The 19,758-nt window shown below is 50.3% G+C and carries 20 protein-coding genes and 3 pseudogenes; 6 read left to right on the forward strand and 17 right to left on the reverse strand.

The window, feature by feature from the left end; translation table 11 throughout:
* Window position 1 precedes the first annotated feature (1 nt).
* Together ACQ86N_RS30380 and ACQ86N_RS30385 are read right to left on the reverse strand one after the other, a co-directional pair.
* Window positions 2-1,093 (reverse strand): enolase C-terminal domain-like protein, encoded by a 1,092-nt coding sequence (locus tag ACQ86N_RS30380; protein ID WP_431210317.1) that lies wholly within the window; start codon window positions 1,091-1,093, stop codon window positions 2-4.
* 5 nt (window positions 1,094-1,098) lie between these two features.
* On the reverse strand, window positions 1,099-2,886 hold the full coding sequence (locus ACQ86N_RS30385; protein WP_431210318.1) for a thiamine pyrophosphate-requiring protein: 1,788 nt from the start codon (window positions 2,884-2,886) through the stop codon (window positions 1,099-1,101).
* Between the two features lie 213 nt (window positions 2,887-3,099).
* Between ACQ86N_RS30385 and ACQ86N_RS30390 the strand changes: the two genes are divergently transcribed.
* Both ACQ86N_RS30390 and ACQ86N_RS30395 read left to right on the forward strand, forming a co-directional pair.
* Window positions 3,100-4,149 carry a vitamin K epoxide reductase family protein gene (locus ACQ86N_RS30390; protein ID WP_431210319.1) on the forward strand — a complete coding sequence of 350 codons (1,050 nt, stop codon included), beginning with the start codon at window positions 3,100-3,102 and terminating at the stop codon, window positions 4,147-4,149.
* Window positions 4,062-4,520, forward strand: a complete 459-nt coding sequence (locus ACQ86N_RS30395; RefSeq protein ID WP_431210320.1) for a hypothetical protein — start codon at window positions 4,062-4,064, stop codon at window positions 4,518-4,520. The genes ACQ86N_RS30390 and ACQ86N_RS30395 overlap by 88 nt, the downstream gene beginning before the upstream one ends.
* Window positions 4,521-4,541: 21 nt before the next feature.
* Here ACQ86N_RS30395 and ACQ86N_RS30400 read toward each other — a convergent pair whose 3' ends face one another.
* Together ACQ86N_RS30400 and ACQ86N_RS30405 are read right to left on the reverse strand one after the other, a co-directional pair.
* On the reverse strand, window positions 4,542-5,291 hold the full coding sequence (locus ACQ86N_RS30400; protein ID WP_431210321.1) for a glycoside hydrolase family 15 protein: 750 nt from the start codon (window positions 5,289-5,291) through the stop codon (window positions 4,542-4,544).
* Window positions 5,292-5,313: 22 nt separating this feature from the next.
* A pseudogene (locus ACQ86N_RS30405) lies at window positions 5,314-6,651 on the reverse strand (hypothetical protein); the annotation flags it as partial.
* 166 nt (window positions 6,652-6,817) lie between these two features.
* On the opposite strand from ACQ86N_RS30405, the gene ACQ86N_RS30410 reads away from it, so the two are divergent.
* Window positions 6,818-7,027, forward strand: coding sequence for a hypothetical protein (locus ACQ86N_RS30410; RefSeq protein ID WP_431210322.1), 210 nt, complete (start codon window positions 6,818-6,820; stop codon window positions 7,025-7,027).
* A gap of 223 nt (window positions 7,028-7,250) precedes the next feature.
* On the opposite strand, the pseudogene ACQ86N_RS30415 reads toward ACQ86N_RS30410, so the two are convergent.
* From ACQ86N_RS30415 to ACQ86N_RS30440, 6 genes and pseudogenes are all read right to left on the reverse strand, one after another.
* Window positions 7,251-8,234 (reverse strand): annotated as a pseudogene (locus ACQ86N_RS30415) (SDR family oxidoreductase); the annotation flags it as partial.
* Window positions 8,235-8,296: 62 nt separating this feature from the next.
* Window positions 8,297-9,592, reverse strand: coding sequence for a paraquat-inducible protein A (locus ACQ86N_RS30420; protein WP_431210323.1), 1,296 nt, complete (start codon window positions 9,590-9,592; stop codon window positions 8,297-8,299).
* Window positions 9,593-10,490: 898 nt separating this feature from the next.
* A complete protein-coding gene (locus ACQ86N_RS30425; RefSeq protein ID WP_431210324.1) occupies window positions 10,491-10,655 on the reverse strand; it encodes an SDR family oxidoreductase in 165 nt (54 codons plus the stop codon).
* Window positions 10,656-10,663: 8 nt separating this feature from the next.
* Window positions 10,664-10,975: an SDR family oxidoreductase gene (locus tag ACQ86N_RS30430; RefSeq protein WP_431210325.1), complete on the reverse strand. Its 312-nt coding sequence runs from the start codon at window positions 10,973-10,975 to the stop codon at window positions 10,664-10,666.
* Window positions 10,914-11,417, reverse strand: a complete 504-nt coding sequence (locus ACQ86N_RS30435; protein ID WP_431210326.1) for an SDR family NAD(P)-dependent oxidoreductase — start codon at window positions 11,415-11,417, stop codon at window positions 10,914-10,916. Before ACQ86N_RS30435 ends, ACQ86N_RS30430 begins: the two co-directional genes overlap by 62 nt.
* Before the next feature lie 86 nt (window positions 11,418-11,503).
* Complete coding sequence (locus ACQ86N_RS30440; RefSeq protein ID WP_431210327.1) at window positions 11,504-11,974, reverse strand: Crp/Fnr family transcriptional regulator; 471 nt, start codon at window positions 11,972-11,974, stop codon at window positions 11,504-11,506.
* A 257-nt stretch (window positions 11,975-12,231) separates the two neighbouring features.
* On the opposite strand from ACQ86N_RS30440, the gene ACQ86N_RS30445 reads away from it, so the two are divergent.
* Window positions 12,232-12,414: a hypothetical protein gene (locus tag ACQ86N_RS30445; RefSeq protein WP_431210328.1), complete on the forward strand. Its 183-nt coding sequence runs from the start codon at window positions 12,232-12,234 to the stop codon at window positions 12,412-12,414.
* A 230-nt stretch (window positions 12,415-12,644) separates the two neighbouring features.
* On the opposite strand, the gene ACQ86N_RS30450 is transcribed toward ACQ86N_RS30445, so the two are convergent.
* Window positions 12,645-12,932 (reverse strand): hypothetical protein, encoded by a 288-nt coding sequence (locus tag ACQ86N_RS30450; RefSeq protein WP_431210329.1) that lies wholly within the window; start codon window positions 12,930-12,932, stop codon window positions 12,645-12,647.
* Between the two features lie 358 nt (window positions 12,933-13,290).
* Between ACQ86N_RS30450 and ACQ86N_RS30455 the strand changes: the two genes are divergently transcribed.
* Window positions 13,291-14,070, forward strand: a complete 780-nt coding sequence (locus ACQ86N_RS30455; RefSeq protein WP_431210330.1) for a type IV toxin-antitoxin system AbiEi family antitoxin — start codon at window positions 13,291-13,293, stop codon at window positions 14,068-14,070.
* Window positions 14,054-14,863: a nucleotidyl transferase AbiEii/AbiGii toxin family protein gene (locus ACQ86N_RS30460; protein ID WP_431210331.1), complete on the forward strand. Its 810-nt coding sequence runs from the start codon at window positions 14,054-14,056 to the stop codon at window positions 14,861-14,863. Before ACQ86N_RS30455 ends, ACQ86N_RS30460 begins: the two co-directional genes overlap by 17 nt.
* Window positions 14,864-15,543: 680 nt before the next feature.
* Here ACQ86N_RS30460 and ACQ86N_RS30465 read toward each other — a convergent pair.
* From ACQ86N_RS30465 to ACQ86N_RS30490, 6 genes and pseudogenes are all read right to left on the reverse strand, one after another.
* Complete coding sequence (locus tag ACQ86N_RS30465) at window positions 15,544-16,419, reverse strand: helix-turn-helix domain-containing protein (protein ID WP_431210332.1); 876 nt, start codon at window positions 16,417-16,419, stop codon at window positions 15,544-15,546.
* Between the two features lie 52 nt (window positions 16,420-16,471).
* Window positions 16,472-17,086, reverse strand: coding sequence for a pyridoxamine 5'-phosphate oxidase family protein (locus ACQ86N_RS30470; protein WP_431210333.1), 615 nt, complete (start codon window positions 17,084-17,086; stop codon window positions 16,472-16,474).
* Window positions 17,087-17,088: 2 nt separating this feature from the next.
* Window positions 17,089-17,585 (reverse strand): annotated as a pseudogene (locus ACQ86N_RS30475) (DUF1348 family protein).
* 285 nt (window positions 17,586-17,870) lie between these two features.
* The gene (locus tag ACQ86N_RS30480; protein WP_431210334.1) at window positions 17,871-18,197 is read right to left on the reverse strand and encodes a carboxymuconolactone decarboxylase family protein; all 327 of its coding nucleotides are present in this window, start codon (window positions 18,195-18,197) and stop codon (window positions 17,871-17,873) included.
* Between the two features lie 385 nt (window positions 18,198-18,582).
* Window positions 18,583-19,017, reverse strand: a complete 435-nt coding sequence (locus tag ACQ86N_RS30485; protein ID WP_431210335.1) for a DoxX family protein — start codon at window positions 19,015-19,017, stop codon at window positions 18,583-18,585.
* 9 nt (window positions 19,018-19,026) lie between these two features.
* On the reverse strand, window positions 19,027-19,500 hold the full coding sequence (locus ACQ86N_RS30490; RefSeq protein WP_431210336.1) for a YHS domain-containing (seleno)protein: 474 nt from the start codon (window positions 19,498-19,500) through the stop codon (window positions 19,027-19,029).
* Window positions 19,501-19,758: the final 258 nt, after the last annotated feature.

Raw genomic sequence — 19,758 nt, forward strand, 5'->3', positions numbered from 1 at the left:
TTTATTTTATTCTGTACGCGGCGGCGTCCTGAGTCTTAAAGGTCAATCCGAGTCCTGGCGACGACAGGTCGGGCGACAACATACCCTTTACCGGACTTCCTGCCCCATCGAACAACAGTCGCTCTATCCGTACATGATCATAAAAGAATTCGCCGATAAAAAAGGCCGGAATACACAAGGCCGCATGTAAATGCAATGCTGGCGCGCAATGAAAGGAGAAGGGCGTATGAAAAGCTTCAGAGAGGCATCCGGCCTCCAGCAGCCCTGTAATCCCGCCGCACCGGGTCGCATCGGCCTGCAGCACGTCCACGGCCTGCGTCTGTAGAAGACGCAGAAAGTCGTCCCCGGTATAGGCATATTCTCCCGCCGCGACTCTCATTGCAGCGGGAGCGTTCTCCCGCATTTCCCGAAGCCCTGCAAGGTCATCTGACGATACCGGCTCCTCGAACCAGGAAACACTGTACCGCGCAAACTGATACGCCTGTTCCATCGCCGTCCTCTTCTGATAGGCGCCGTTTGCGTCGATGAAAAGGCTGACATTCGGTCCGATGGCTTCCCGGGCTCTTCCCACGCGGCAAACGTCCGACTCCGGCTGGCGACCAACCTTCATCTTTACGTACTGAAAGCCTTCGCTCGCCCACTCTCCCAGCTGGCCGGCCAGCCTTTCATCGGTATACGAAGTGAAACCACCGCTGGCGTACACCATTGCCTGCTCTCTCACCATGCCGATCAACCTGCAAAGCGGGAGGCCCAGTATCTTTGCCTTGATGTCCCATAGAGCCGAATCAACAGCGGAAATGGCCATTCGGCTCAGCCCCGGTTGTCCTTCATTACGGACCGACGCCGATAAGTCCGCCACGATACCACCGATATCGAAAGGATGTTTTCCGATGACGCGGGGCTTCAACCGTCTGTCGATGAAATCGCCGATGCACGCATCTCCATAGGTATAACCAAGCCCTTTATTACCACATCCTTCCACTTCAACAAGCACCAACGTTGTGCTATCCCATTCCAGCGTGCCATCCGATTCCAAAGATTCGGTGGGAATGCGGTAGGCGGAGATAACCATATTCTGTATCGCATCCGGCATCGGCATTACGCTTTATGAGGAAGAATATTTTCAAGAATATCCCGGAAAGCACCTTTTATAATCCCCGATTCATCCGGATCGCCCTTCCATAATGTCTTGCTAAACTTCACCATCTGATCGAAGGTGATATGCGGTGGAGTTGTCGGAACATCGGGATCGACAAGCACTTCCAGGACTGCCGGCCGGTTGGCCGACAACACCTCCTTCCAGGCATCCGACAGCTGATCCGCGCGGTCGACCTTTACCCCCTTCAGATCGAGTATCTCCGCATAACGGGCATAGGGAAAGTCGGGAATATTCTGCGACGCCTCGAATTTCGGATCCCCTACCATAACGCGCTGTTCCCAGGTCACTTGATTCAGATCGCCATTGTTCAGGACGAGTATGACCAGCCGCGGATCGCTCCACTGCTGCCAGTATTTTGCTATCGTGATCAGCCCGTTGTTGCCCAGCATCTGCATAGCGCCATCGCCTACCAGCGCAATGGCCACTCTGTCCGGCCAGGCGAATTTGGCGGCAATGGCATAGGGTACACCCGGACACATGGTGGCAAGATTACCCGAAAGCGTCGCCATCATACCCTTTCTGATCTTTAGGTTCCTCGCGAACCAGTTGGCGGAGGATCCTGAATCCGAGGTCAGGATACAGTTGTCCGGCAGCAGCGGGGAAAGCTCCCAAAATACGCGCTGGGGATTGATCGGCTTAGCATCATTCATGGCCCTGGCCTCCACCACCTTCCACCAATCGCGTATATTCTCTTCGATGGTCTTTCTCCATGCCCGATCCTCTTTATGTTCGATCAGGGGCAGCAGCGCCTGCAGCGTTTCCCTGCTATCGCCGATCAGGTTCACTTCCATCGGATAACGAAGACTCAGCATTTTGGCATCGATATCGATCTGCACACCTCTCGCCTGGCCATCCTCTGGCAGAAACTCACTGTACGGGAAGCTGCTGCCGATCATCAGCAGCGTATCACAGTCACGCATCAGCTCCCAGCTCGGTCTCGTCCCCAGCAACCCGATCGATCCCGTCACATAGGGCAGGTCGTCCGGTAGTACAGCCCTGCCTAACAAAGCTTTGGCAACGCCTGCCCCCAGCGCTTCGGCGATATCCATCACCTCATCGGCCGCCTGTAAAGCACCCGCGCCGACGAGGATCGCAACTTTTTTACCTGCGTTGAGAATATCCGCAGCCCTTTGCAATTCAGACGCCGGCGGTATCATGCTCAATTTTGCATGACCTACTCCGGTACGTACGCTGCCATGCTTCATGGGCGGTTGAGCAGCCTTCAGCTCCTGCACATCGTTTGGAACTATTATACAGGTCACCGTCCTTTCAGCCTTTGCAATACGCACTGCACGATCGATCACATGCCTCGCCTGCGCAGGCGATGTGATCATATGCACGTATTCATGCGCTACATCTTTATAAAGGGAGAGGAGATCTACTTCCTGCTGATAGCTGCCGCCCATCGCCATCCGCGCCTGCTGCCCGACTATCGCCACCACCGGCTGATGATCCATTTTAGCGTCGTACAGCCCGTTGAGAAGATGTATCGCGCCCGGCCCGGACGTCGCCATACAGACCCCGACCTCCCCGGTGAACTTGGCGTGCCCGCAGGCCATGAAGGCCGCCATTTCCTCATGACGCACCTGGATGAATTCCATTTTGCCTTCTGCCCGGTTAAGCGCACCCATCAAACCATTGATTCCGTCACCGGGAAAACCAAATATGCGGCTGATACCCCACTGATGAAGACGATCAATAAGGAAGTCGCTGACTTGCTCCGCCATATCGAGAGATTTATAAGGTGTGAGAAAACAGCGAAACCGCCGAAATAATTGTGCCATCATGCCTATTGCATTTGCAATTGCTACCTATCACGAAATATCAACGCTGACTGCCGGGCGCATTAAAATCTCATTAGAAAATTGTGGCGTGGAATTAATTGCGGATGTAGCGGACCCTCCCCAATGCGACGGAACAGCTATTGCAGGAATTTATCTATGAAACAGCAAGCAGACGATCAGCAAATGGATACCAGCAGCCAACTGCACATGCATCATGAACAGACGCTCTGGATGTATTGGATGCTCGTCATCCTTGGTTGCTGGTTGTTGTTGATGCCGGCGACCTTTAGTTATGAAAAAGGCCTGTCGACGATCAACGAGACACGCTCGCTTTGGCTCGATTATTCCACAAGGATAGCCGCGTGTAAATGGTCGGACAGGATTTGCGGTATCATCCTCTTGATATTCGGCACACGGTCGCTCAGTCCCAACCGGCCCGTCAGTCTTTGGCTTTGCTGCCTGGTCGGCGTGTGGCTGAACGCAGCGCCCCTCCTGTTCTGGGCTCCCTCTGCGATGATCTATGTCAACGACACGTTGGTTGGCGTCCTGGTTATCTCGCTTTCCGTGCTAATGCCGGGTATGCCCAATATGATGGTTTTCATGAAGACAGGTTCTGAGGTTCCGGCAGGGTGGAGCTACAATCCATCCAGCTGGGCGCAACGCTGGATCATGATCGTTCTGGGCTTTGCGGGCTGGATGGTGTCCCGTTATCTTGGTGCATGGCAGCTTGGGTTCATCGATACTGTCTGGGATCCATTTTTCCACGAGCAGACCCGGCGGGTGCTCAATTCGTCGATGTCGCTCAGCTGGCCCGTTTCCGACGGCGCTCTCGGTGCATTTGCTTATACATTCGAGTTCCTCATGGGCTGGATGGGTGGTCCCGCCAGATGGCGCACCATGCCCTGGATGGTTACCTTCTTCGGCATCCTTGTCATACCACTCGGCCTCGTGCACATCTTTCTGGTCATGTCACAACCTGTGGCTGTCGGTTCCTGGTGTACGTTGTGCTTACTGGCTGCCGCGATCATGTTGCCGATGCTGCCGCTCGAGGTGGATGAGGTCATTGCCATGGGCCAGCACCTGGTGCAGGCTACCAGGAAGGAGAACCGTTTTGGCGAGTGTTCTGGCTGGGCGGTGAGCCTGCGGAACACAACAAGGACGAACGATCGCCCGGGATCCTCTCGTTTCCTCATCAGCCGGGCATGATCATCAATGCGTCGGTGTGGGGCATGAGTGTTCCGATATCGCTCGTCCTGACAACGACTCTCGGCGTCGTCCTCCTTTTCGCACCGGCGCTCTGGCAGGTGTCCATTCGTACCATGGCAGCACACATCTTTGATATAGCGGGAGCCTGGGTGATCGTTTGTTCTGTCATCAGCATGGGGGAAGTGGTCAGGGTAGTACGCTTCGCCAATTGGCTGGGAGGACTGGCCGTTGTGCTGCTTCCCTGGCTCGTAAATGCCGGTCTGCCACTTTCGCTCACCGGCACAACTACAGGTATTCTTATCTGCTTATTGTCCATTCCGCGCGGCCGGATAACGGAACGCTACGGCCTTTGGCAAAAATATGTGCGATAAATATCGGATAGGCGCCGCTCCTTATTTAAGATAACGCCTGGCAGCTGCCGAAGGCAGGTCGAATACCCGCCGCTGCCGCAGCGAAACTGCCAGCTTGATATACTCCGCCTGCGCCCAGGTCAGTGGCATCGCTGAGCCCGTGTATAGACCATGGAACAATCCTTTGTCCGGGATGTCGTCCGCGTCCCAAACCTGTTCGGGAAACAATCCGTTATGACTGAAGGATTCCATCGTTCTGAATAACGCTTTCGCCTTCCCGAAATGGCCGGCGGCTATCTCATAGTGGGCCCGCTCGCCGGTGAGCAACGGCCAGCATCGGCCAATTCCGATGTGCTCGAAAGGCTCTCCTGATTCATTTTCTCCATAGCCGTCAAAGGTATACCGGCGCCAGCTCGGCCCGCCAGGAAGGTCCCTTCTCAATTCGCCATCGATCACGCGCAGGGTATCGAGAATGCGCGGATCATCGGCCCGGCGCAGTCCGAACCGCACCAGCGCCAACGCATCCACCGATATTATTTCATTCACGGCCTTTACTCCGTCGCCTTCCGGATGATGTTTGATGTTCACGCATTGATCCTTTACTGCCTGTACCGGCCCCATTGATGGATTCACTCGGACATAGTATCCGCGCACGCCGTACCGGCGTGCGGTATCCGTATCTTCCACGAAGGTCCATGCCTCGATCTGCGCATTCCAGTCGTCCGCCGTCTTCCGGCAACGCCGTGCCAACGAGTCTTCTCCCTCCCTCTCCAACAATTCCGCCGCCGACACCAGTGCCGCCAGCTTCCGTCGCGAGCGTAAACGGTGAAAGCCCGCTCTGCTGTTCCCATCGGTCCTCCTCAGTGGCCGGACCAAACTCCAGCAGGAAATTCACGGCCCGCCGCAACCCGGGCAAATACCTTCGCCGGTGCCCCCGGCCTGGCAGGCCACGACGGAAGCACGCATACAGAAGGAGCACCGGCAAGGCTACCTGGTCCATCTGAAGCCGGGCAAGGCAAGGCCTTCCGTCGAGCCACATATTCTGTGACCATTTCCCATCACTATCCTGTGTCGTAAAAAGATAATTGATAATTCGCAACACATCCTCTGTAGCGTCCAACGCCAGAAATCCCCAGGCGCTCTCCACAAGGTCTCTCGGCCAGACCAGGTGATAGCCAAGGCCGCCGTTCACCCCATGCGATTGCCCCCAGGGTATCGCCAGGCTGGCTATGATCCCTCCCGGATACCTCCTGCTCTCCGCTATCCGCAATGCTGCAAGACTTTCCGGGATCCAATGGCTGACCGCCACGCGACCCTTCCAATTTCTTTTCATCATCTTTTGCCACTCCTTCCATTCCCCGCAATATTGGTCCCATATCGTTCCGAATCCGGCAAGCAGGCTCGACCTTGCCTGGAAAGCGGCCTCTTCCGGCGTGATGCCAAAGCCGATGGAGAGAATGATCTCTCTCGCCGCTGCCGGCGCTGCACACAGCTGGATATTCCCGCGGCCGGCGTAGTCGTATGTCTGAGTCAGTTCTCTGTTTTCCTGCAGATCGGAATACCCGTCGGACTTCCCGATAAATCCAACGGTCGCCAGGTCCCAACCCGTACTGCATGCCATCGCCAGGCAAAGTCCATCGGCTGCTGCAAACAGCATAACCATGCCTTTATACTGCCCAACCCAGCCCTCGTTATCTGAACCCTGATTATGCAGATGAGGTGTCAGGCACACATATAATTTCAGGCTTTCCCGGAATGCCCCGAAGCGAACCCGCTGCAGAACCGCATTCCGGCCCGGGTCGGAGACAATTTCCTTGCGCAACTGCCAGCTATTGGAAGGGCACTTGTTCCGGATGACGAAAGCAGGAATACCCGGCCCTCTTGTCTTTTCCAGCTCCCGCACGGCCTTTCGTTCATCGCAGAAGTATCCGTCGCCATCTGCTACGAGAAAGAAGCACTCACGTAGACAAGCTATGTCTTCCTGGGGAAAATAGACTTCATTAAGCACTCCCTTGCCAACGGTAAAGCTCACCGTCGATCCGGCATTTACGGCGCGGCCTATACCCGTCTTTGCACCTGAAGTCCAGGGTGAATAGTTCCCCGGCGCCCCCGGCGCCGGGTGATTGATATCATTTTTTTCATCGCTATTCATGAACCGAAATTCCTGTGCCAGATCGTTTAATCGCCCCGGGGGCTGAATTCAATATTCTAATCAAATTATAATGCCTTTCTAATCTCTTTCCAAGGTTACTCTATAAACTTTATGGTTCTTAGCCGTTTCTGACTGCTCATATTATCCATCCTCAATTCTTCATATTATGAGTTTCGAAAATGACTCACCGTTTGGTCACGCCATGTTAGCAGGTTTGTTCATTGGCATCATCGACACCTTGATCTGTCTTGCCTATAACATTGGCTACCGTGACGCTACTGGCTATACGCCATCGGCCCTTATCAACGTTTCTTCTCTCATTTTTGCTGTCAATCTTTTGCTGCTGTTCATCGGCATGCTGTATTCCCTTTTGTAACCTTGTTCGGCAAAAAAGATATCCTATTTACCCTTTGTTTCTCGGGAATCACTTTACTGTTCGCATGGCGCACCGAGTTCATCCATCGTTTTGCGGACGCCGCAGTCAACACCGAATTCAAAGGATTGCTTTTGGGTATTGTGTTGATCCTGGGCGTTAGCGCTGCTGCGCTCCCCTACCTGGCACACAGTAAATTCTTTGAGAAATATGTCTTGTAGCTACCCTATCCCTTTTTTACATTCGCTGCAAAAGCAATGGCCAGTACCGCCGCCATGAGCCCCGTACCGATGAGAACGGCGTGTCTCTTTATCCGGAACAGCGGGCTGTAATCAAGGGCGCCCCCTGAGAACGGTCCACGTGCGCCATGGTCGCCCGGTAAGGGCTTCCAAAGATTATTATCCTGGTCCGGGTCCTTTTGCTCATCCGTCTGTTGACCTGCATAGCCCGTTTCTGCCAGGTGATGGTCGAGGAAACCAGGTGCCAATTTATTGCCGAAGATGGTCTCGTAGGTAGAATAACCATAGTAAATCTCCCTGCCATCGTGTGCAGCCGCATGGAGCACCGCATTAGCCGCCGCCTCCGGTTCATAGATCGTACCCATCGGCTTGGGCTTATTCGGAAGATAGCTCTTTACAAATCCGAACTGTGTGGTATTCATAGCTGGCATTTGCACCATGCAAACCTTAACCCCGCTTTTATCATGCAACAATTCGGCACGCAACGACTCGAAAAAGCCATGAATACCATGTTTTGCGCCACAGTAGGCAGATTGCAGGGGGATTCCGCGATAGGCCAGGGCGGATCCTATGAAAATGATTTTACCCCGCCCGCGTGGCGACATCTTTTTCAGCGCCGCCATCGCTCCATATACCTGCCCCAGATAGGTGACGTCCGTTACCCGCCTGAACTCCTCCGCTGTCATTTTTTGTAACGGGCCGAACACGCTCACCATGGCATTATTGACCCAGATATCAATGGGCCCCAACTCCATCTCGACACGCTCGGCAGCCGATTCCATTTGCTTCATATCAGCAACGTCCGTCGGCACGACTACTGCCTTACTCCCCAATTCTTCCACCTCTCTCTTGGCCGCCGTGAGCCCATCGATGCCCCTTGCCAATAGCCCGATATTGGCGCCCTGGAGGGCGAAAGCTCTTACAATTGCACGACCCAAACCGGCAGAAGCCCCGGTGATGACAACCAGCTTTTCCTTCGAATCCCTTTTTCATAAAAAAGAAAAAAGCAAAAAGCATTCCCGGCAGGCCCCTTCTAATAGTGTACCGGCATCTTCTTCCTGTGTTGCAACAGCTGAGAAAGCAGCAGGCCGAAAAGTACAAATCCGACGAAAACGATGTATCCCGGCTGGAGTGATGTATGATTCGTAGCGATACTGGTAAAGCCCGAGGAATTAAAATTGAGGTAGCGCATCTGGTCGTCCAAAATGCCATTGAAACCAATGTAAGCCATAAAGATAGCGACCACCGTCACGTCGGCCATGCTCCATTTTCCGGAGTGAAAGGCGAAATAGTTGATCAATCTGTTCTTCGACCATTTTCCGGACAACAGGTAGATTCCGGCCGACAGCAATTTGGTCACCGGAAAGAAAATGCTGAACATTAATATAAGGATCCCGACCAAAATTGAGTCGGTTCGGCCGGTTTGGATCAGTATCCTAACGACGTCCACGATGCTTTTGCTTTGGAAGAAGATAACCTGGTTTTTAAATGCGACAGTCTCGCCGATAACGGTAAAACTCAGTGAATTGATCCTGGCGTCGATCTCGATCATGGTGCTGGTGATCCCTGTCACCAAAAGGACCAGGGCCATCAGGATAGATAAAAGGTATAAAGGAACAAAAAGCGTTTGAGATCGGCGTAGTGGAATCCAAATGATCAACACAATAAATACCAGGCCCAGCATTGCATATGCATACCTGTATGAGTTTCGTTGGATATCTGCCAGATGACCGGCCACATATTTGTCGAATCCATCGACGTCCTTAACTCCATATTTCCTGTAAACAGAATCCAGTCGGGAGGTTTCCGCCAGCTGCGAGCTATCGTATGTGTCCTGTCCAAGGTCCTCCAACTTGCTTTTGGCCAGGTACGCCAGCTTATCCTTATTGCGTGGCCGCATCAGCTCGGCCATGATCTTCCGCGAAAATGAAGGAACCATTTTATGCATGTCGTCTTTCTTTACAAAGGCGTGATAGGCTAGTTTTCGGAGCTTACCGCCTAGCGATTTTTGCGGCGCATCCATCAGGCTGTCGACTTTATCCACCAGACCGTTCAATATTCCCTCGACCGCCTTTTCCAACGAATCGCGTTCTGCAGCCGACAAATTGAAATTCTCTATCCGGTGTGAAATCGCGGTCACCATCAGATCGCGCCATTTGTTCACCGATAGGACGCCAAAACTGATGTTGTTGACAAAGCTGTAATCTTCCTTAACAACTTTTTGCCGTACCGACAAATCATGCAGCCGAAAGGCACAAATTCCCACTCCTGCCACCAGCACCAAAGTCCCTGCGATCAGCAAAAGAACTTTAAAGGATAACCTATTCATATGCTATCAATTAGCAAACAGCATGCCCTTACCTGGCAACTATTGAAAACACTTATACCGCCGATTTCTAATTTCATTCTAATCATCCCTTAAGAAGTTATTAATGCATATTATCTAACTTCATTATCAGTCTCCTTTCGCTCTCCTATCTACCTTCCTACTTATCGCCTCGGCGATAGCCACATTTCTTTAAACCTTCGGGCTGACGTTCAACTGAATGACGACCCACACTTTTACGTCGTGCGCAACATTCGCTCGCTGTATCAGGGAAGTTCCCCCGCGATTCCTGAAGTCAGGCTTACCAAAAGAAAATCAATATGGGTCCACTATGATAGTCAAAAACCAACAGATCTGACCTTGTCCATTGGAAACGCCATCGATGCATATCACCTTGAATAGCCGCGGTTGCCTTATCAAACCGAATGCCTTCCTCTGGGCGACTCAACTATCTTATCATTTTTTTCAGTACTCATTCGAGGCATGGTCACTGGCAAATCTCAAAACATGATCGGCGCATCAATGCAGCCACTAATACGCTTTTCCTCCTCTCCTTTACCATCTCAGCTATTTAAAGCTCATGTCACCTGGGATCGGCTTAAAATCGTCCCCGTTCTCGCGCATCAATTCCGCCATCTTTACCGCATACACCCCGGCACGCTCCCAAGGGAAATTCGGGAAAATGAGACAACGACTCGGAAAGATCAGACATCCCTCCCTGCCTTTCCCTCGCCTATATTTGGAGCGTCCCACCGGACAACCTAACAATACAACAAAATGATACTTTTCCTAAATATTAAATGACGCAGGCACCCTTTGTTGTCCCGCAAAAGCCCGGGGACATAAGGCCAATACAGTCCATCTTCCCGCGGACAACTAGCTCCTCGCTTATTCAACCTCTCTATAATTGCGTCATGCCGCCATCAGCCACCAGATCGACACCCGTGATATAGCTGCTGTCGTCAGAAGTAAGGAAGAAGGAGGCCGCCGCCATCTCTTCCGGGCGACCGATACGACCGAAAGGAGTGAACTGCGCAAACATTGCTTTGGCGGCATCGGCTTCCATTTTGAATATTAAAGATCTCGCAGGCCACCGTCGAGAAGAATTTCCGCACCCAGCATGAACCGGGAATCATCCGAAGCCATATAGACAGCGGCAGCCGCGATCTCGTCAGACGTACCTACGCGCTTTACCGGGGTGAAGTTCCCCATGGCTTCCTTCATAGCGTTGGCCTCTTCGTCGGAGCCCGTGACGGTGTGGAATACCGGCGTGTCGATCGGGCCGGGCGTCAACGTATTGACACGAATCCTTCGGTCAAGCAATTCAGCGGAGAAAGCTGCGTGCCAGCGACCGAACTGCTGCCTTCGTTGCGGAATAGGCGGCATGGTTCGGTATACCTTTCTGATTTACCGTAGAAGATATCAACACTACCGAGGCGCCGTCCTTTAAGACTGGCAACGCCTTTTGTACAGAGAAGAAAGCCCCCTTGAAGTTAATATCACTAACCTTGTCAAACTGCTCCTCGGTAAAGGCCGTCAGCGGTCCCAGCACATATACCCCGGCGTTGACGACCAGTGTATCGATCCTGCCGAGCCTCTTTTCTACGGTCTGATATATCCGGGTCAGGTCATCGAGCTTTGCAACATCTCCCTGAACACCGAGCCCGTTAGGTCCGATCTCTTTCAGGGCTTTGTCGATCGTTGCCTGATTCCGGCCCGTGATAGCAACCTTAGCACCCTCTTCTGCGAAGCGTTTAGCGATCCCGAGGCCGATACCGCTGCTACCACCAGTAACGACGGCGACTTTGTCCTTTAATTTTCCTGCCATTTTCTGTGTTTTAAATTTCACAGCAAAATTATAAGGGGGTCAATGGCTTAAAAATGAACTAGCTTACTAAATATAGGTGAACTGGTTCACTTTTTTCTGACCTTGTCATTGCGGATCTTGGAGAGGAACTCCCTGGTCATATTGAGGTAGGATGCAAGAGCATACTGTGGCAGACGCTGGGCGACCCGGGGAAATTGCTGAACGAACTCGTTGTATCGCTGCTCTGCATTTTGCGTCAGATTGGAGGTGATCCGCCGCGCATAGAAGGCGGCCGACTTTTCTGCCATCATCCGAAAGAGGGTCTCCAGCTGGTGGGATGACGCCTTCAGCTCCTGCTCCCGGCGATAATCGATCTGCATGATTGTACTGTCTTCCAGCGCCACTACGAATTGCGTAGCAGGCGTCTGATAAATATAGCTGTTGTAGTCGGATATCCACCAGTCCTCAATCGCAAACTGGATGGTATGATCTGTCCCTTTATCGTCAATAATATAGGACCTGAACGCGCCCTTCAGCACATACATACGCTGCCCGGCCACGAAGCCAGGCTGGATCATAAACTGCTTCTTTTACCTTTACCTTGGTAAATGCATCAAGTAATCTGTCCAGGTTCTCCTGGTCCAGTTTGACCTTTTTAAAAATATTCTCGATGAAGGGAACAAGATCTTCCATGATGCAAATATCCACTATAGTTGGAATAAAACGCACCCTGCTTCACGAACACCATATCCGGCCACTAATCTCCCGTTAAAATCGAAGAACCTCTCACATTTAATCAAAACAACACTAAGCAGCAGTCCCGCTGATTGCCACGATGCTCGTCGCCATGTTTACCATCCATATTCACTTCGGCTATAGTTCTATTAAAACGATAGGCCTGACACCCGGCGGGCCTCAGTTCGGCCCGCCGCGCTATGAGATCAACCTGCTCTATATCGCCGGACTGTTTGCGCTGCCGTCTTCCTCGGGATTCTGGCGACGGAGTCCCCAGCCATGATCCATGACGACGTCTTCAACCATTGGGCTGCATAATCAACCTTTCTTTCCGCATTTTTCCGGCAAATACTACAGTATATATCGGCCCCGGGACTACACATACAAAGCCGGCTCGATAAAAAGTATACGGAAAGCTGGATCCAACGGGAAAAACAGCTGGTCTCCGTCAAATCCCGCATCGACTGGACGCTGGACCAGGGGCACCCGACCCTACCCTCGCTGGTATCTCACTTACAACGCGACGGCATCGAGATCGTCCGCCCGCCGGCCAATGGCCGCAATCCTCACGACCAGATCTTCGTCAATCACCAAACCCGCATTGCCGTAACCGGCAAGCACCTGGGTCCGGAGTACACCACCTCCGCCTTCGACGCGGCCATCGTCCCCCTCCTGCGATCCACCAAACAGGGTCACCAACAGAAGGCCCCGCATCCCGAAACCCGCTTCAGCGCCAATATTCCCCAGGTCCTTTCCGCCACCCCTCACACCCAACCGGCCGACCCCGACCGCTTTGGACATAACCACCATTTAGGCCATGGGTATAAGCGTTTAATGGTGGCAGCGAGTCATTATATCCTGTCATGAATTTTTGAAAGTTTGTGACAATTTTTTTACTGCCGTCATACGAAACTTTCTACCAATTGTGCCAATTAATTGATAATCAAATTCCTAGAAATCCCCGGAGGTCATTTTCTAAGGTTTTTTACAAATTTCCTTATATAATGGTCTAAAGTACACAAGATCTATACGCCATCGAAGGCGGCAATGGGTGATAATTAGTTTAAATTTATCCTTATATTAGTACTAATAGTACCAAAAAAGGACTAGAATTAAACTAAAGGCTGAAATAGTTTAAATTTAGTTGTATATTCGTACTATGAGTACGATAACAGGAAGCAAATTAAACCGTCTGCTAAATTCCCATCCGCCGGGAATAGTGCTTCTATCCTCTTGGATGACAGGACAGGGTTATAGTCATGACCTGCAGCAACGATACAAGAAAAGTAACTGGTTGAGATCTCTTGGTGCCGGTGCATTTATCCGCGCCAATGATAAGGTTGGGTACGAAGGGGCGATCTACGCATTACAGGAGCAAAATGGCATCACAGTACATCCTGGAGGCCGAACAGCGCTCGCGTTGTTAGGGAAAGCCCACTACTTAGAATTATCTTCTGGCCAGGTTGTATTATTCGGCGGCAAAGGCACAAAACTTCCAACATGGTTCAAAAATCATGATTGGGGTGTGAAAGTCGATTATCACGAAACATCTTTTCTGCCGTCGGACCTAGGTCTGACAAATGTCGAACTAACCAATTTCTCTATCAAAGTTTCGGGCGCGGCTCGCGCTATCATGGAATGCCTGCATCTTGCTCCACAAAAACAAGAGCTCATGGAGTGCTTTCAACTTATGGAGGGTCTGAATAATCTCATACCAAAGCAGGTTCAAACATTGCTGGAGAGCTGCCAATCGGTTAAAGTAAAGCGATTATTCCTTTATATGGCCGAAAAAGCCGATCATAATTGGTTTAAATACCTTGACCTCAGTAGTGTGGATTTAGGGAGGGGTAAGCGCGGCGTTGTTAAAAATGGGGTACTTATAGATAAATATGAAATAACCGTTCCGAGAGAATTAGAAAAATATGGAAAAGATATATAGGCAACAAGTATCGCTATTACTGAGCGTATTGCCCGAAGTCGCCAAAGAAAAATGCCTCGCTCTGCACGGTGGCACGGCGATCAATCTTTTTGTGCGCGACATGCCGCGTTTGTCCGTAGATATTGATCTCACCTATCTTCCAATCGAAAATAGAGAAACATCTCTAAAAAATATCACTGAGGCGCTGGAAAGAATAAAGGCAAATATTGAGAAAGTTGTTCCAGGTGCTAGAATTACCCCACGCCTAAATAATGGCAAATTGCAGATCTCCGCCAACAAGGCGGATGTCAAGCTCGAAGTCAACCTGACTAATCGAGGAGCTATAGCAGAACCGCAAGAAATACAGTTATGCGAAAAGGCCCAAACGACATTTGAAGCTTTTTGTACCATTCCTGTTGTTCCCATCGGACAACTATTTGGCGGCAAAATAATCGCGGCCCTTGACCGCCAGCATCCGCGCGATCTGTTCGATGTTAAATACATGCTGGAAAAGGAAGGTTTTACGCAGGAAATAAAGGAGGGGTTTTTGCTACTTCTGCTTTGTAGTGACAGGCCTATCAACGAGGTAATTGCCCCGAACTTCCAGGATCAGCGCTCGGCGCTTGCTAATCAGTTTTCGGGCATGTCAGATGAAACCTTTACCTACGAAGAGTACGAAAGCATCAGGCAAAATCTCCTAGCCACTATTCACAAGAATTTGACCGAAAGCGACAAAGAATTTCTGCTAAGTTTAAAAAATATTACGCCGGACTGGAACATTTATGACTTTCAACGTTTCCCGGCAATTAACTGAAAATTGCAAAACCTTGAAAAGTTAAAGAGTAAGAATCCATATAAGCATCGTGAGCTATATGACATTTTAAAAAAGAACCTGAATGGTTTGTAACTGCCATGTGGACAAACATACAAAGCTTGTAAATATAATCTACCCTAAAGCGGATCAGTAATATGAACAAACTTTTTAAATTGTTGCATAAAATGCCGATACATAATCAGTGATTTTAGAACAAGATTTCTATACGAGATCATCATTCGGTATGAAGAGGTTTGAGAGCGCGTCAGATTGGCTCTAAAATCCATCGAGGATACTCAACGCCTGAAAAAAGTTGGTGTATATGGTGCTGGTCGTGCCTTGGACGACCCAATTAATGATGAAGATATTGACATGATGTATTCTCAAGTCAATGATAAACACCTGATCAAAGACTTTTACCGATCAATTAAATCGATCTAATAAAAAGTGATCTCGGGCAAATAGGATGACCATAACCCTATATCACTGCAATCATGAAAAATAATTGGCAACCGTAGTTATGGCACGCACAGATTAATAAAAATCCATGTCAAGACTTTTCAGGATTATTGTAAAACCGTGTAAGGTTTTTTCAGGACGAGACAAGTCCTCGCGGACCTTCCCCAATTGCCGCTCGCCCACATAAGGTCCCCATTTTCGCCAGCGCGGGTTCTGATCGATTATCCACCCTTCCCAAACCCTACGGTCTCCCTGTATATCTGTGGTGACACCGAGGCCTGATTTTTGAAAAACCTGCTAAAATAAAACTCATCATTGAATCCCAGCTCGTACGCAATCAATTTTACCGATTTTGCCGTCAGGTACAGTTCCCGTTTGGCCTCCACCATGATCCGCTCAGCAATAAGACCGGTCAGGGTCTTTTTGAAATGCGCTTTGCTCAGCTTATTCAATGCCTTTGTAGTAATATTCAACAGGCTGGCATACTCACCCGCACTATGCTTGGTCCTGAAATGCTCCTCGATCGCATCTTTCAGCGTCTTTAAAATAAAGGGCTCCCGCCCGATTTGCGGAACAGCTGCCGCCCCTCCCAGCTGCAGCTTGATCCTGGAAGCCTGGATCAGAAATATCTTCAAATAGGAAACCAATAACTCATATTGAGCCACCGCTGCATTCTGCATTTCCGCCTCTAAAGACCGGACAAGCATTAACAACGAACTCATTGACTCCTTATCCAACGCAACCAGCGGGCTCTCGTAGGGATTATTGAACAACACCCCATTACAAGCCACCTCTTCCTGGTGTTTGTGAATGCAGAAAAAATCCGGATGAAAATGGATCAGCAGTCCCTTTATCTCACCCCGTGGCTGCAGTCGAAAAGACTGATAAAGCGAAAAGCAAATAAGACTGTTGCCGGAGAACTCAAACTCTGAAATATCGGACTGAAATATCCCTTCCCCTTCCCGCACCAGGACCATCGAATAATACCCGTAGCTTTTCATTTTTTCGAAAACGCTCCCGTCCTCAAAAGTAAATATGCTAAAAGCCAACGCTCTTGTCGTAGGGTTGATCAGCGTATACTCTGTTCGTGCGGTCAATTTTAGCCAATTTAAATAGTTAAAGCACTTTTTTTCTTCAAGGGCAGTCTTATTAGCCAACCTTCAGTAATGCCCTCAGCTGCATGACTTCCTCTTCCAGCCTGTTCACATACGCATTCCGCTCTGCAAAAGCCGCTTCTATCTCTCCGACACTATATCGGGGCGTAATGTGCTGCGGACAATTCCAGCTGTATGCTTCTACGGAGAACAGCAGTATCCGCTCTCCCTTGTATTTGTAGTCTCCCGGCGTAAGACGCCGGTACAGTTCGGGATCATCTGCGATCTCTACAATCTCCATCCTCGCGTACATCTTCAATCTGGCCCTAAGGGGATAGTCCATCAGGAATAGCGATACCCGCGGGTTTGTTAACACATTACCTACCGATATATATTGCTTGTTCCCACTAAAATCCACCATCCCCAGCGTATGACTATCCAGCACGACCAGGAAACCTTTTGGACCACCCCGATGCTGAATATAGGGATAGCCGTTCTCTCCGATACTGCCCAGGTAAAAGCTGTCCCGGCTTGAAATAAACCCCATCTCCGCCTCAGTCAACCCATCGGTGCGGTCCCCTTGCTCCATCTTCGCATAAGCCACCCTGCTGCCGTGGGTCTCCTGCAGCTTCTTTATAGCATCGGTAAATGCCAGCCGTTCGTAGTTCATGCTTACGAATTTTTATTATCAATCACTTTATCCCACAGGCTATCCCCGCACTCATCAGGTAAAACCACCCCGGCAGGTTTGACTCCCTCATGGAATTTCCTATCCTTTTCACTGATCGGCAGGTCGTTGATACTTGCAAATCGCTTCCGCATTAACCCATTCTCGTCAAACTCCCATAGCTCATTGCCATAGCTCCGGTACCACTGACCCGCATGATCATGCCATTCGTACTCGAACCTCACCGCCATCCGGTTCTCCCGGAACCCCCAGAGCTCCTTTTTTAGCCTGTAACCCAACTCTCTTTCCCATTTCGCCTAAGGAAAGCCTTTATTTCCTCCCGGCCATTAATAAATTCGGTACGATTCCTCCATTCCGTATCAACGGTATATGCAAGACAAACTTTCTCAGGGTCCCGCGTATTCCAGGCATCCTCTGCGATTTGTACTTTTTGTAACGCTGTCTCCTGGGTAAAAGGAGGCAGGGGTAGTCTTTGTTCCATTTCCCAAATTTTAGGACCCTGCGGACAACCTTACCGTCACCCGCAGGGTGTAGATGACTAAATAACAGCCATTTCAACCAGGTTAACCTTGGGAAATCCACCAATACCTGGGCCGCGGTATTAAAGTAGTTGGTAAGGATGTTCAGGGCAACATGCGCAATGATCTCGGCGACGGCCGCATCGGAATATCCGGCAGCCTTTACGGCGTCAAAATCAGCATCGGTTATATGCCCCTTCTTCCGAACAACTACCTTCGCAAAATCAAGGGCAGCCTGGACTTTTGGGTCAAGTGGACTTCCCTTCCCGGGCGTTGGCAAGAGCTGCGCTGTCGATCCGTACCATTTTTTCACCGATAAAGCTATGAGCGGCATTACAATATTCACATCCATTGGCATTGGCGACGGTCAGGGCGATCAGCTCTCCCAACCTGGCGCCAAGAGATCCTCCCGCCAGAGCCCCATTAAGGTTCAAATATCCTTCGAGAACGGCAGCAGAATTTCCCATGGTTCGGAACATTGTCGGCACCGACCCGAGCTTGGCCTGTACGCCGTTAAAAAGATCTTTTACTTTACCAGTGGCAGTTTCTGTCCCGATTGCTTGTAAACGTTGCATTTTGTTGGTTTTAACTTTGTTATAAATGATATAGCAAAGCTACTTTCTTCTGACCCGCAAGTCCATAGCTAAAAGACGCCGCGGCATGGACAATTAGGCCAACTCTAATTCCTCCCTGCAATACTTACAATATTGGATATTACATTGTTTGCAATGGCCATTGCTACGTCGAGCAGATCGGGTCATGCACTGCCGAAACCACAAGGCCCACAAGTTCAGATTCCCTCCGGTTCAATATACGCTTCCTTTTCTGCAACTGCGCGTAGGTAGAAATGCCGGTCTCGGAATAAGCCAGCACTGCGTAACGGTTCGGCATCATACCCAGGTTGGCAATAAAGTAGTCGAAATACTTCCGGCTTTCCGGCGGTGGAAATTGGTCTGTATCTTACAATCCAGATCCCCGAACTCTGTCGACAAAGCGGTTTTTTTGCTTTTTAAATAAATTGAACACCTGCCACCTGCCCACCCAGGCGAGTATCACGCAGCTGCCAAAGACCAATACCGCATATACGAACAGCTGACCTGAGTCATCTTTTACGACTATACCCAACCTGGTCAGGTGGAAGAATATCGCTCCGCTCATCAGCCCGGTGCCCAGGATTGCTCCAAATACAGTAGTCGCGGGAATAAGAATAAGCACCGACGCGATCAGTTCTCCTATCCCGGTGGCGATCCGCCCCCAGGGCTCGATCCCGAGCTTTGAAAAAATGTAAATGGATTCTTCCGCCCCGGAAAACTTATAGAATAGCGTTTGCAGCATGATAAGGGCCGCCAGTATACGCAATATCCACAACATGACGCTTCTTTTTTGCACAGCCATGATATAATTTTAGGGTTTGTCCTTTAATTTCATCCAGTTCTTGTCGGCATTTGCCTTCAGATGCATCTCGTCCTTGTTCCAGGTCTTTAGCGTATTATTGAAAAACTTGTTATAAAAAAGGTATAATTTGCCGTCTACTATCTTGAACGTGCCGGGATCGATCTCCACCTTGTCGCCGCTTGAACCCATGGCATAAGCACACCAACCCCCGTATTGGGGTTCATACTTCGCAGGGCTTGCCTTGAATGCGTCCCGATCGGCGGTAGTAGCGAACCTGTAAGTGACCCCCTGATAGTCCAGGGTAATATCTTTCTTTCCATCTACTGCCTTACCCAAAGTAAAATAGGCTACCGGGTCGTAGCCGTCGATCGCGAGTCCGGATTTATCCAGGTTGTATTGCTTTTTCCTGGTGTCCGATGATTGCGCCGACACCCCGTATGTGAAGACGGCCGACAATAGAAGCGTTGTAATAAGCTGTTTCATAAAAATTCGTGTAGTTTCTAAATTTTCGTAAAAGTACTCTGCCCCGTATACCGTAACAATGACCAATCTTCCCTACGTGTTATCTGTATTTCCCGGAGTTGCAGTATGTAACGAAGCCCTCCGGATCTGTCGTCCAAATGAAGCAACTGTCATATCCCCGGCAAAAAACCGGAAGCCGGCCCGGGAAGTTGTACGTAGAAGGTATGCGACTGTAGAAACCGGTGGTTGATCGGGCAAATGTTGCAATATGTCGGCAAT

Source organism: Puia sp. P3, from assembly GCF_050632245.1.
Lineage (GTDB): Bacteria > Bacteroidota > Bacteroidia > Chitinophagales > Chitinophagaceae > Puia.